At 63.6% G+C, this 13,172-nt stretch carries 8 protein-coding genes; 2 read left to right on the forward strand and 6 right to left on the reverse strand.

The window, feature by feature from the left end:
- Positions 1 to 43: 43 nt before the first annotated feature.
- From ACZ9HU_RS22105 to ACZ9HU_RS22130, 6 genes are all read right to left on the reverse strand, one after another.
- Positions 44 to 199, reverse strand: a complete 156-nt coding sequence (locus tag ACZ9HU_RS22105) for a hypothetical protein (protein ID WP_476108042.1) — start codon at positions 197 to 199, stop codon at positions 44 to 46.
- Between the two features lie 46 nt (positions 200 to 245).
- Positions 246 to 2,294, reverse strand: coding sequence for a glycoside hydrolase family 97 protein (locus tag ACZ9HU_RS22110; RefSeq protein ID WP_476108043.1), 2,049 nt, complete (start codon positions 2,292 to 2,294; stop codon positions 246 to 248).
- A 28-nt stretch (positions 2,295 to 2,322) separates the two neighbouring features.
- Positions 2,323 to 3,942, reverse strand: coding sequence for an alpha-amylase family glycosyl hydrolase (locus tag ACZ9HU_RS22115; RefSeq protein ID WP_476108044.1), 1,620 nt, complete (start codon positions 3,940 to 3,942; stop codon positions 2,323 to 2,325).
- Positions 3,943 to 3,953: 11 nt separating this feature from the next.
- Positions 3,954 to 5,753, reverse strand: a complete 1,800-nt coding sequence (locus ACZ9HU_RS22120) for an alpha-amylase family glycosyl hydrolase (protein WP_476108045.1) — start codon at positions 5,751 to 5,753, stop codon at positions 3,954 to 3,956.
- Positions 5,750 to 7,270: a tryptophan halogenase family protein gene (locus tag ACZ9HU_RS22125; RefSeq protein ID WP_476108046.1), complete on the reverse strand. Its 1,521-nt coding sequence runs from the start codon at positions 7,268 to 7,270 to the stop codon at positions 5,750 to 5,752. The genes ACZ9HU_RS22120 and ACZ9HU_RS22125 overlap by 4 nt, the downstream gene beginning before the upstream one ends.
- A 72-nt stretch (positions 7,271 to 7,342) precedes the next feature.
- Positions 7,343 to 10,135, reverse strand: coding sequence for a TonB-dependent receptor (locus ACZ9HU_RS22130; RefSeq protein ID WP_476108047.1), 2,793 nt, complete (start codon positions 10,133 to 10,135; stop codon positions 7,343 to 7,345).
- A gap of 228 nt (positions 10,136 to 10,363) precedes the next feature.
- On the opposite strand from ACZ9HU_RS22130, the gene ACZ9HU_RS22135 reads away from it, so the two are divergent.
- Both ACZ9HU_RS22135 and ACZ9HU_RS22140 read left to right on the forward strand, forming a co-directional pair.
- Positions 10,364 to 11,398 (forward strand): LacI family DNA-binding transcriptional regulator, encoded by a 1,035-nt coding sequence (locus tag ACZ9HU_RS22135; RefSeq protein WP_476108048.1) that lies wholly within the window; start codon positions 10,364 to 10,366, stop codon positions 11,396 to 11,398.
- Between the two features lie 129 nt (positions 11,399 to 11,527).
- Positions 11,528 to 13,012, forward strand: a complete 1,485-nt coding sequence (locus tag ACZ9HU_RS22140) for an MFS transporter (protein WP_476108049.1) — start codon at positions 11,528 to 11,530, stop codon at positions 13,010 to 13,012.
- The last annotated feature ends 160 nt before the right edge of the window (positions 13,013 to 13,172 follow it).

Genomic DNA, 13,172 nt, shown 5'->3' on the forward strand with positions numbered 1-13,172 from the left:
AATAGGTCCGTCGCCCAGCAGTTCGAAGCCCTCGCCGCATAATTCAACATGTCAAAGAGCGCTTTTCGGCCGGCCCCAATCTTTGCGACAGAACCGGCAGCGGCACCGGGATCAGATGGGTATCGGCGCTGCGGGTATAATCCGGATCAATGCGCCCGATGGCCCAGCTGACCCAGTTGGGACAGGGTTTTTGGCTCATCGCCCTTCCCTATCCCGTGGCGCGCCCGCGTCAACCGGAACGCCGGTTATTTAGCGGGGGTGAGACGAATTGCCCCGCCCCCGCCCGGCGCCAGCCACAGCTTGATCACATCGCCCTTGGCCACCTTGCGGGTTTCGTAGGCGATCCTGTGCCGCGCCTCGGTCAGATAGGTCGCGCCCTCGCCGTCCTTGTAGATCGTGGCGGTATAGGTCTTGCCCGCGTCGAGGAAGTCGAGTTTCAGGTCCACATCGCGCGCCGTAGCATCATTGACCCCGCCGACATACCAGTCGGGGCTGTTGCGATCCTGACGGGCAAAGATCGCATATTCGCCCACTGCCCCTGCGATCAGATGGCTCTGCGCCCAATCGGCGGGGACCTGACGGATGAAGGCCAGTTCGCGCGGGTGGGCTTCAAGGCTCTCGATGAAATCGGCCGCCATCTGGATAGGGGAGTAGAGCGCCAGATAAAGGCCGAGTTGTTTGGCCAGAGTGGAGGCGAGCGGCGCATGGTTCGCCCCCTCAAGGCTGAGAATGCCCGGCGTGAAATCCATCGGGCCGGACAGCATGCGGGTGTAAACCAGCGTCGGCTCGTGGCTGGGGCCATTGGCGAAGGCGCCCCATGCATTATATTCCATGCCGCGCGCGCCTTCCCGCGCGATCCAGTTGGGATAGGTGCGGCGCAGGCCGGTGTCCTTGACCGGCTCATGCGCGTTGACGGCAATGTGATATTGGGCCGCCGTCTGCACCACGCGCAGGTGATGCTGCACCTGACGCTGGCCATCGTGATATTCCATGCAGATCTTGGTCGGATTACTTCCGCAAGGCGCCTGAATGCCGCCCGCGTCCGCCACATAGCCGGTCTTGACCGCCGGCACGCCGAGGCGGTTGTACAGCTTCATCGCGTCCTCAAGCTGGGCCTCGTAATTGGCGATATTGCCGCCCGTTTCGTGGTGGCCGATGATGTTCACGCCCTTCTTGTGGCCATAGGCGGTGACGGCCTCCAGATCGAAACCATCGGCGGACTTGGTAAAGCTGAAATCGCCCCCCGTGCCCAACCAATTGCCGTTCCAGCCCTTGTCCCAACCCTCGATCAACACGCTGGAAAAACCGTTTTTGGCGGCAAAGTCGATATATTGCTTGGCGCGCTGCGTGGTGGCGCCGTGCTTTGGCCCTTCGGCCCATGTCCAGTCGCCCCGGATCATGCCCCACCAGATGCCGATATATTTTTGCGGCTTGAACCAGCTTACATCGCCGATCTTGTTGGGTTCATTGAGGTTCAGCTCAAGGTCGTTTTCCACCAGCCCCGCCGCATCATCGGCAATGCGGATCGCGCGCCAAGGCGTGTTGAACGGCAGATCGCGCACCACCCGCGCCCCTTGCCCCGAAGGCGCGAGGGTGGTGCGGAATTTCTGCCCATCGGCGCGCTTGAACCACATGGCCGAATAATCGACCAGCGCCGCCTCGTGGAAGGACAGATGCGTGCCATCGTCAAGCCGCATGGTGATCGGCGTATGCGCGGTGGAGACGCCATCAATCGGGGTCTTTTGATAGACCTGTTCATAGCGGTTCCATTCGCCGCCGGGGATCCACCAAGCGGTGCCGCGCGGCGCAATGTCGAATTCGGTCACTTCATCGGCGATGTGCATCGTCGTCATCGCGGCCTGCTTGGGCATTTCATAACGAAAGCCCACGCCATTGTCGAAAATGCGGAAACGCACGTCCATCAGCCGTTCGCCCTGCTCCTTGGACTGGCGCAGGTGGAGGGTAAGCTCATTGTAATGGTCGCGCACATAGCGGCGCTCGCCCCAAGGTTGCTCCCATGTGTCATCGCCCTTGGCGGTGTCGGCGCCGGTGATGGTCCACCCGCGCACCATATTGATACCATCGGTCAGGATAAAGCCCATCAGCGATGGCGCGATCAGCGCCTTGCCCCGCCGGGTGATGGCATAGCGCACGCGCTGGTCGCTGTCGGTGGTGACGGCAATGGCGATGGTGCCATCGGGCGAGGTTGCCGAATAGCTGGCGGGCGCGGTCTGGGCATAGGCAGAGGTGGCGGTCAGCAAAAAGGCGGCAAGGGGAGCAAACGAGCGGGGCATATAGGTCGTCTCCGGGGAAAAAGGGGTTTTAGGCAAGGAGGACGAAGCGGGCGGCATAGGGCGGCAAATGCCCCGCATCCGCGCCGTTCAGCGCCAAGATGATCTCGCCCTCGCGCGCATCATGGGCGATGGTTTTGCCGCCAAGGTTGAAGGCGCAGGCCATCGCCTCGCCCCCCTCACGGCGGGTGAAGGTGAGCAGATCGCCATCGGCGCGCAGCCCCTCCATCGCGCCGACCGCCAGCGCCCGATGCGCGCGGCGCAGGGCGATGATTTGGCGGGTGATGGCCAACTGGCTCTGCGGATCGGCCTCCTGCCGGTCCACCGCGCGCGCAATGTTGGCGGGCGAGAGCGGCAGCCACGGCGCGCCCTTGGTAAAGCCGCCCTGCTCGTCCTGCACATTCCACGGCATCGGCGTGCGCACGCCGTCGCGGCTCAAGGTCAGCGGCCAGTTGGCAATGGCCTCGGGATCTTGCAGCAGGTGGAACGGGATATCATCCTGCGTCAGGCCCAATTCCTGCCCTTGATACAGAAACGCATTGCCGCGCAGCGCCATCAGCAGCGCCATGGTCATCCGGGCATAGGCATCGCGATGCTCCGCGCCCACCCAGCGCGAGACATGGCGCGGCGCATCGTGGTTTTCAAAGGCCCAGCTTGGCCAGCCCTGCGCGCGGCCATCGGCGTCGGGCGTGCCATTCCACTGCGCCTGCGTGCGCGCCACCAGATCGGCGGTCAGGCGCTCGGCATAAAGGAAATCAAAGCTGTAGGCGCTCGAAAGCCGCCCTTCGCCCGCCGTATAGGCCTTCATCAACGGATCGGCATCATCGCCGCCGATTTCGGCCACGGTAAAGGTCGCCCCCGCCGCATGGCACACCGCCGCGATGCGTTCGACAAAGCCGACCACATCGGGGTGGTTCATGCTGTTGACCTTGGCCTGAAAATCATAGGGCCGGGTGCGGGGCTTGCCCCCCTCTTCCTCAGAAAGGCCCGGCGCCGGCGGATTGTCGGCAAAGCCGGGGTCGAACATCGCATGGTTGAGCGCATCGAGCCGGAACCCGTCCACGCCGCGATCCAGCCAGAAGCGCAGCACATCAAGGCACGCCTCCTGCACCGCTGGATTATGGCCGTTCAACTGCGGTTGTTCTTTCAGGAACTGGTGCATGTAATATTGCTGGCGGCGCGCGTCCCATGTCCATGCCGGGCCGCCAAACACCGATTGCCAATTGTTGGGCGGCGTGCCGTCAGGGTTCGCATCGCGCCAGACATACCAGTCGGCATAGGGGTTGGCCTTGTTGGCCCGGCTTTGCGCAAACCATGGATGGGCATCGCTGGTATGGGCAAAGACCATGTCGATCATGACTTTCAGGCCCAGCCCATGCGCCCGCGCCACCAAGGCATCGAAATCGGCCAGCGTGCCGAAAATGGGATCGACATCGCGGTAATCGGCCACATCATAGCCGAAATCAGCCATCGGGCTGGTGAAGAACGGGCTGATCCAGATGGCGTCGACGCCCAGCGAGGCGATATGATCGAGATGAGCGGTAATGCCCGGCAGATCGCCGATGCCATCGCCGTTGCTGTCGGCAAAGCTGCGCGGATAGATCTGATAGATGGTGGCGCCGCGCCACCATGGGTCTTGCAAAGGGGGCATTGTCGGGGTCCTTATTGAGTGGCCGCGCAGATGGCATAGCCAAAGGCGGGCAGCCGGATCGTCGCGCTGCCCGGCGCGGCGGGCGCGGCGGGGCATGGGCCGGACAAGGTTTTAAAGCGCCGGGTGGCGCTCTCGATGGCCACCTGCGCGGTGACGGGTTGGTCCGATGTGTTGAAGGCCAGCAGCACCTCGGCCCCGGTTGTGGGATCAAGGCGCGAGACGGCAAACAGGCCCGGCCCCTCGCCCGAGGCGCGCAGGATCGTCCGCCCGCCCCACAGCGCGGGCGTGGCGCGGCGGATCTGCGACAGCCGGGCGATGGCCTGATAGAGCGGATGGGAGGGCGTGAAGTTGGCGTTGGCGGTGGTCGAAGATGTGCCGACCAGCGCGTCCTGATTATATTCGACCACCTTGCTGGCAAACATGTCCTGCCGCGAGGATTGGTCGCCCCCGCGCCCGGCAAAGCCCTGTTCGTCGCCATAATAGATCGTGGGCGCGCCGCGCAGCGTCAGCAGCATGGCATGGCCCAGCAGATCGCGCGCCAGCCATTCCTGCGCCCCGATCCCCGGCTTGGCCTCGCGCAGGGTCATGGCAAAGCGGCCATTGTCATGATTGCCAAGGAAGGTGGGCAGGCGCAGCGCCCCCTTTGGTCCATAGAGCGCATCATCATCCACCATGCGGGCCAGTTCCTGCGTGCCGGTCTTGCCGCTGGCCGCATCGGTGGCCGCGCGCATGAACGCAAAGTCCAGCACCGCCGGCAGCCCCGCGCGATGCACCCATCCGGCCAGCAGCGCCGGATCATAATCGCCGGTCGCCACCTCACCAAAGATGTGGAAATTGGGGATGCCGCGCAAACGCGCCCGCGCCTGCATGGCGGGCACAAAGGCGCGCCAGAATTGCGGGTTCACATGCTTGGCCGTGTCGATGCGATAGCCGTCAATGCCGAAACGGTCGATCCAGCTCCCGTAAATCTCGATGAACCCTTTGACCACACGCGGGTTTTCCGTGGCCAGATCGTCCAGCCCGACGAAATCGCCATATTGCGCGCTCTCACCCTTCCAGTCGGTGTCGCCGCGATTGTGATACCAGATGGGATTGTTGAGCCAGGCCGGGTTCTTCGCCTTTTCCTCGCCCGCCGGGACATAGGGCGTATAGGCAAAGGCCGGATCGGTCATATGCGCCCAATTGGCGGCGCGCGCATCGTCATCGCCCGCAAACCCGGCATTGATCGGCGCGCCCGCAACCCCGCCCCGGCGCGAAAAGGGATAGTCGGCCCTGGAACGATAGGGCGCGGCGGTATTGCTCGCCTCCCGGTATTGGATGACATCGGCGGTGTGGTTGACGATGATGTCCATATAGACCTTCATCCCCCGCGCATGGGCCGCGCCCACCAAGGCGGCGAAATCCGCGTCGGTCCCGAAATGCGGGTCGACATGCAGGAAATCGGTGATCCAATAGCCGTGATAGCCCGCGCTTTCCTGGCCCTTGCCCCCTTGCACCGGCTTGTTCTTGAAAATCGGCCCGACCCAGATCGCACTGGCGCCCAGCCCCTGAATGTAATCGAGCTTTTCAATCAGCCCTTTGAGGTCGCCGCCATGATAGAAGCCCTTGTCGGCCGGATCGAAACCATGGGTCAGACGGTCGCCCGCGATGCCGCCGGTGTCATTGGCCGGATCGCCATTGGCGAAACGGTCGGGCAGGACGAAATAGATCACGTCCTGTTCGGGCGGGCGGGCGCGCAGGTCGGAGAGCGGCGCCCCTTGCGCGGCGGACGCCGCCAGCGCGGCCAGAGCCAGATCCAGCGCGCGCCTCATGCCATCACCTGTTGCGCCATGGGGGCGGCGCAATGGCGGGCGATATAGTCGGCGTGGGAAGCATAGTGCCCCGCCTCTCTGGTATAAAGCGCCGCAATGAGTTCGAGATATTCGCGCAAATCCGCCTCCGATATGGCCTCGGCCATGGCATGGCTGCTGACCGGGATGATGCCCTGTGCGGCCATCACCTGAAACCAGCCCACCTCGCTGAACAATTCCTCGCCCTCGCGGAAAATCTGTCCCGAGGCGGCAAAGAGGTCGATCCTGGCGCGCAGGCTGTCGGGCAAGGGCGCCGCGCGGCAGGCCTGCCAGAAGGGCTCCTCGCGCCGGTTGGCCCAGTAATGCAAGATGATGAAGTCGCGGATGCGCTCCATTTCAAAGGCGAACTGGGCGTTGAAGGCATCGCGCGTGACCTGTGCCACCGGCCCGCCGGGCAGGAATTTGAGCAGGCGCGCAATGCCGGTCTGGATGAGATGGATCGAGGTCGATTCCAGCGGTTCGAGAAAGCCCGAGGACAGGCCGATGGCGATGACATTGGCCTTCCACGCCTCGCGGCGGCGGCCGGTGGTGAAACGGATCGGGCGGGGCGCGGTGATCGCGCCGCCTTCAAGGCTGCTGATCAATTCGTCATGCACGGCATCGTCGGAAATGAAATCGCTGCAATAAACCCGACCATTGCCGGTGCGGTGCTGCAAGGGGATGCGCCATTGCCAGCCCACCGGATGGGCGATGGCGCGCGTATAAGGCACCAGATCGACCAAACGCGGGCTTTGCACCGCCATCGCGCGGTCGCAGGGTAGCCAATGACGCCAGTCCTCATAGGCCCCGCCCAGCGCCTCGCCGATCAACAGGCCCCGCTGGCCCGAGCAGTCGATGAACAGATCGCCCGCCACATCGCGCCCATCGGCAAGGCGCAGCATCGCGACATCGCCGGTCAGCCCATCGCGGCAAACCTCGATGATCGTCCCTTCTGTGCGTTTGACACCCCGCGCCTCGGCATGGGCGCGCAGAAAGGCGGCATAGAGCCCCGCGTCGAAATGGAAAGCATGGGGCATGGTCGGCACGGTCTGGGCGGTGATCGGCGCGCCGTCATGCATCCGCCCGGCCCGCGCGGCGATGCTGTTGAGCGTATAGGCGCCCGTTTCTTGCGCAAAGCCCAGCCGCATGCCCCGCGACCAGAAATGCTGAAACGCGCAAAGGCCCACATCGCGGCCCACATCGCCAAAGGCATGGATATAGCTGTGGCCCGGATGCAGCCAGCCGTCAAACGCGATGCCCAGTTTATAGGTCGCCTGCGTGGCACGCATGAAGGCCTTTTCATCAATGCCCAGCGCCTTGTTGAACACGTTGATGTGCGGGATGGTGGCCTCGCCCACGCCGATCGTGCCGATCGCGTCGCTTTCCACCAGTTCGACCGCAAAGCCGCCGTCGAGAAAATGGCCCAGCGCCGCGGCCGTCATCCAGCCTGCCGTGCCGCCGCCCACGATGACGATGCGCTGTTGTGGCCTTTGGCTCATCCCGCAATTCCCGTTATTATATTCTTGCAAAAGACGGGCGGAGCATGACGCCCCGCCCGCGTCCTGTAGCGATCAGAACTTGTAGCTGACGCTCAGGTAATAGTCGCGGCCATAGCGCTGATAGTCGATCAGCTGGCGCACATCATTGTTCTGATAGGTGATAAAGGGGCGGTCGGTCAGGTTCTTGGCCTGAAGCATGACCGAGAGGCCGTAGAGCTTCGAGCCGGGCTGGAACTCATAACCGATCTGGGCGTCCACAATCGCTTCGGCCTTGGCCTGACGATAGGTGGGATTGGCCGAGAGGCCCGCCACTTCGGCCAGGAAGGTCGAGCGGAAGCGATAGTTCACGCGCGCCTGGAACCCGTGCTTTTCATAATAAAGCGCCGCGTTCTGCACCCAATCCGACAGGCCCGGCAGCGTGATCGCCTGGCCCGGATTGCTGGCCAGATAGATCGTGCTGTCGGTATAGGACAGGCTGCCGTAAAAGCCGAAACCGTCGAGCTTGGGGCTCAGCAGCGAGAAGGGCAGCGAGAGCGTGCCTTCCACACCCTTGACATCGCCATGGCCGGTGTTGGCGGGCGCATTGACCGTGCCAAGCGTGGTGCCCACCGCCGCGCGCTGGGCGGGCGTCAGACTGCTGAGCGCAGAGGAGAAGTCATAGATGAAATTGTTCGACGGATCGACGAACTGGGTCAGCTTCTTGTAATAGCCCGCCACCGAGACATAGCCGCCCTTGCGGAAATAGCGTTCGAGCGAAAGGTCGATGTTGGTCGAGTGATAGGGGCGAAGCTGGGCATTGCCGCCGGTCGAGCTGAACACCGATTGGCCCGGCGTGGTCGAACCCAGACGGGTGGGATCGATGTTGAACTCCTGATTGACGCGCAACTGGTCAAGGCGAGCGCGCACCATCGTATGCGAGGCCGAGAATTTCACGAACATCGAAGGCGTCATTTCCATCGACAGGTTCAGGCTGGGCAGGAAATTGGTGTATTTCGCGCCGCCCGTGGCCGGATAGAGCGAGACAGTCCCGTTCGAGAAGTTCGAGATCGAACCGTCCGAGCTCTGGTTGGTATGCACCACCTGCGCGCCGATGCTGCCCGTCAGGCGCTTGCCCGCCACATCGCCGTCCAGCTTGAGCATGGCATAGCCGGTGATGACATTTTCGGTCACCGAATTGTCGCGCACCAGCGAGACGGGGCGATTGTCATAGGCGGCGTTAAAGCTGTTGTTATACAGATACATCGGATCGAGCGCGAGCATCTTGGGCACGCCCAGATAATCCAGCGCCACCGAGCCGAGCACCGCCGCATTGGGCACCGGGGCAAAGGTGGTGGTGCCGCTCGACACGGTGCAGTTGGTGCCCGCGCCCTTGGGGCAGAGGAAGTAGGAGAGGAAGTTCGACACCTTCTTGCGGCGCGAATAATTCACGCCCACTTCCCAGCCGGAAATGACGTTATTGCCGCCGAATTTGCCGTCCATGCTGGCACGCAGGGCCAACAGGTCGTCTTTGAAATTGGGCTTGTTCAAAAAGCCCGCCTGCACCACGGCGGTCGTGCCGTTATAGCCCCAGCCGCGCGGGTCGGTGATGCCGAACAGGCCGGTGTTCGAATAATCCAGCGTGGGGCTGATCGAGAAAGTGCCGTTGGGATTGGCGCTGATCTTGAGCGTGTCGGAGGCGCCCGCCGAATTGTATCCGGTGCCGGTATAGGTTTCGAGCAGGAAGTCGGTGCGCTTGGCCGTGCTGTAGCTGGCATCAAGGGTGATGTGCGTGTCCTCGGCCACGGTCCAAACGCCGTTCCACCCGGCCGAGAAATTGTCCGCCGAACGCTCGTTCAGGTCATTGCGCTGCACCGCATGCACGCCGGTCAGCGTGGCATTGGTGACCAGACCGTTGGTGGTGGTATAGCCCGGCTGGATCGTCGCGCCCGAGCCCCATGCCGGGGCAATCGGGAATTCGATGCCGCGCAGGTGCTGGGTTTCCTTGAACTTGGAATAGAGCAGGTCGAGCGTGGAATGAAAATTGTCGCTGGGCGCCCATTCGACCGTCACCACGCCGCCATAGCGCTTGAGCATGTTCGACTGGACATAGGGCTTGGCCCCGCCAAGGAACAGCGCGCCGCCCGCCGCCGCCTCATTGGGGAAACCCCATGCGTTATAGCGTTCGTTCTGCGAAGGGGCGTGCGTGGCCGACAGGCCGATGGCGATGCCCCACTTGTCGTCGGCGAACTTGTCGACATAGGCGGCCGAGGCGCGGAAGCCCTTGTTGTCCGAATCCGGGTTGAGCGCCTTGATGCCGTTCATCTGGCCGCGCACCTGAAGCGCGATGATGCGGTCCTTCTGGGCCAGCGGACGCAGCATGCGCAGGTCCACCGTGCCCGACACGCCCGCCGCGATCAGCCCGGCGTTGGCGGACTTGTACACCACGACATTCTTGAAGAATTCGGACGGATACTGGTCATATTCCACGCCGCGATTGTCGCCCACGGTGACCTGTTCGCGCCCGTTGAGCAGCGTGGTGCCAAAATCGGGGCCAAGGCCGCGGATCGAGAGGCGCTGGTCGCGCCCTTCCAGACGCTGGGCCGTGACGCCGGGCAGACGGGCCAGCGAGTCCGCAATCGAAACGTCGGGCAATTTGCCGATGTCTTCGGCCGAAATGGATTCCACGATCACCGGCGAACGGCGCTTGAGCGAGGCCGAGGCATCGAGCGAGGCGCGAATGCCGGTGACCACGATGCCCTGATCGGTGGCCGCCGTTTCGGGCGCGGCCTGCTGGGCCATGGCCAGAGCCGGGAAAATGAAGGCAGACACGGCGATGCATGCGGCGGACGCACCAAGGCGCCCCGCCTTGAAGCTGCGGAAGCTCATGATATTCCTCTCCTGATCACACCGGCTGCGCATGGATGACACACGGTCCATGCGCGCCGGCTTCGTCCCGGCATAGGGCACCCCTGCCCCTTGGTTCCGGTCAACGTGGAGGACGTTTACAGCGCAGATGGCCGTGAACAAAAGATGGCATACGTATACCCACTTTATGCGCAATCGGCTAATGATGCTCTAAGGCCACGCAAGAGCCGGTCAGGAGGGCGCGCAATCATGGGGCAAAAACGGTCGAACAGGCCCACCAGTTTTGACATCGCCTATCGCGCCGGCGTGTCCCAGCCCACGGTCAGCCGGGCGCTGCGCGGGTCGCGATCGGTCAGCGCCGAGACGCGCGCGCGGATCGAGGCGATTGCCCGCGAGTTGAACTATACGGTCGACAAAAACGCCTCCTCGCTGCGTTCGCAGCGGGCCAACACGATTGCGCTGCTGTTTTTTGAAGAGCCCAGCGAGGATGACTCGCGGATCAATCCCTTCTTTCTGGCGATGCTCGGCTCGATCACCCGGCAATGCGCCAATCGCGGGTTCGACCTGTTGATTTCGTTTCAGAAAATGGAGGACGACTGGCATACCCGCTATCAGGACAGCCACCGCGCGGACGGGCTGATCCTGCTGGGCTATGGCGATTACACGCAATACGAACAGCGCCTGACGGGGCTGGTGGCACAGGGCACGCGCTTTGTGCGCTGGGGCTCGGTGCGGCCCGACAATATCGGCGCGACCGTGGGCAGCGACAATTTCGGCGCAGGCCAAATGGCGGGGGCGCATCTGATCGCACAGGGCCGCCGCGACATCGCCTTTCTGGGCCAGGCAGATGAGCATTATCCCGAATTTTCCGACCGTTATCATGGGCTTCAGGCGGCATTGGCGCAGGCAGGCCTGAGCGTGAACCCGGATTTGCAGATCGGCGCGCTGACCACCGAGGAATCGGGCTATCTGGCCGCGCGCGCGCTGATTGCGCAGGGCGTGCGCTTCGATGCGATCTTTGCCGGGTCGGACCTGATCGCCATCGGCGCGATGCGCGCGCTCTCCGAGGCGGGCCTGTCAGTGCCGGGCGATGTGGCGCTGATGGGTTTTGACGATATTCCCGCCGCAGGCATGACCAACCCGTCGCTGACCACGATGATGCAGGATTTGAAATCAGCGGGCATTTTGCTGATCGAAACGCTGCTGGCCCAAATCGAGGACCGCCCCCTGCCCTCGCCCGTTTTGCCCACGCGGCTGGTACGGCGCAAAAGCTGCGGGGGGTGAGCGGCACCGGGCAAATGACGCAGGCGATTTGCCAACCGAGCATAAGGTATTCGTATACGTGATTGCCCCGCGCGCCCGTCCATGCAAGGCCGGGCGCAAGAAACAGACCACCACGCGGAAGGGGAAATCATGTCGGGCAAGCCCAAACTTGGCTGGGCCGGGCTGTGTAATGTCAGCTTTGGCTTTTTCGGCATCCAGATCGGCTTTGCCCTGCAAAATGCGAATATGAGCCGGGTTTTCCAGTCGCTTGGTTCCTCGATCGACGATCTGCCCGCGCTGTGGATTGCCGCGCCTTTAACGGGTCTGCTAGTCCAGCCGGTGATCGGGCATCTGTCGGACCGGACGTGGCTGGGGCGGCTGGGGCGGCGGCGGCCCTATTTTCTGGCGGGGGCAGTGCTGGCTTGCCTCGCCTTGCTAGTCATGCCGCTCCAAGGGGCGCTGCTGGGCGCGGCGATGCTGCTCTGGCTGCTTGACGCCAGTCTGAATGTGGCGATGGAACCGTTCCGCGCCTTTGTCGGCGATATGCTGGACAAGCGCCAGCATACGGCGGGCTATGCGGTACAGACCGCCTTTATCGGCGCGGGGGCGGTGGTGGGTTCGCTGTTCCCCTCGCTGCTCGACGCGCTGGGCGTGGCCAATGTCGCGCCGCAGGGGCAGATCCCCGATACGGTGCGCTATAGCTTCTGGGCGGGCGGGGCGATCCTGCTGGCGGCGGTCTTGTGGACGGTGCTGAACACGCGGGAATATTCGCCCGCGCAGATGGAGGCTTTCGGCGAGGCGCCCGCCCCTGAAACCGGCCCCGACCTTGCGCTGGCGGCGCGCTCGCCGTTGGGAGCCTTGCCGTGGATCGGTGCGGGCGGCGCGCTGGCGGTCTGCGTGGCGCATTGGGCACTAGCGAAGGAGCTTTATCTGCTGGCCGGTCTGCTGGCAGCCTATGGCGCGGCGCTGATCGCGGCCATCCTGCTGGCGCGCGCGGGGCGCACGTCGATGCTCTCCAGCGTGGTGGGCGATTTTGCCGGTATGCCGCCGCTGATGAAGCGCCTCGCGCTGGTGCAGTTTTTCAGTTGGTCGGCGCTGTTCATCATGTGGATCTATACCACGCCCATCGTTGCCCAATATCATTTCGGCACCACCGATCCGGCCAGCCCGGCCTATCAGGCGGCGGCCAATTATGTCGGGCGCCTGTTCTCGATCTATAATGGCGTGGCCGCGCCTGCCGCGCTCATCGTGCTGCCGTGGCTTGCCCGGCGCATCGGCAAGGCGCGCACCCATGCGGTCAGCCTGATGGCGGGGGCGGCGGGATTTGGCTCCTATCTGGTGCTGCGCGATCCGGCCTGGCTGATGCTGTCCGAGGTGGCCATCGGCCTTGCCTGGGCCTCGATCCTGGCCATGCCCTATGCGATGCTGGCCTCCAGCCTGCCGCAATCCAAGCTGGGCGTGTCGATGGGTCTGTTCAATGTGTTTGTGGTGGTGCCGCAATTGCTGGTGGCCACGGTCATGCACACGATCATGGAGGCGTTTTTCCCCGGCGCGCCGGTGTGGACCATGGCTTTTGCCGCCGCCACGTTGATGCTGGCCGCGCTGGCCACGTTAACCTTGCACGGCGTGGATTGAAACCTTCGCATCAACGGCTAGTTTGAAAGGCGCAACCACAAGGAACCGCCCCCCCATGCCCCCCATGCCCCCCATGCGGGTTCTGTCGCAAAATTTGCGGTATTCCTATATGGCTGTGCGCAACGTGATGGGATTGTGGGAGAAAAGGGTGTTCAAAGGT

The organism is Novosphingobium sp. Sphag1I (assembly GCF_056279125.1).

Coding starts and splice junctions, on each gene's coding strand:
- ACZ9HU_RS22105 (WP_476108042.1), bottom strand. CDS start 199: ATGAGCCAAAAACCCTGTCCCAACTGGGTCAGCTGGGCCATCGGGCGC.
- ACZ9HU_RS22110 (WP_476108043.1), bottom strand. CDS start 2,294: ATGCCCCGCTCGTTTGCTCCCCTTGCCGCCTTTTTGCTGACCGCCACC.
- ACZ9HU_RS22115 (WP_476108044.1), bottom strand. CDS start 3,942: ATGCCCCCTTTGCAAGACCCATGGTGGCGCGGCGCCACCATCTATCAG.
- ACZ9HU_RS22120 (WP_476108045.1), bottom strand. CDS start 5,753: ATGAGGCGCGCGCTGGATCTGGCTCTGGCCGCGCTGGCGGCGTCCGCC.
- ACZ9HU_RS22125 (WP_476108046.1), bottom strand. CDS start 7,270: ATGAGCCAAAGGCCACAACAGCGCATCGTCATCGTGGGCGGCGGCACG.
- ACZ9HU_RS22130 (WP_476108047.1), bottom strand. CDS start 10,135: ATGAGCTTCCGCAGCTTCAAGGCGGGGCGCCTTGGTGCGTCCGCCGCA.
- ACZ9HU_RS22135 (WP_476108048.1), top strand. CDS start 10,364: ATGGGGCAAAAACGGTCGAACAGGCCCACCAGTTTTGACATCGCCTAT.
- ACZ9HU_RS22140 (WP_476108049.1), top strand. CDS start 11,528: ATGTCGGGCAAGCCCAAACTTGGCTGGGCCGGGCTGTGTAATGTCAGC.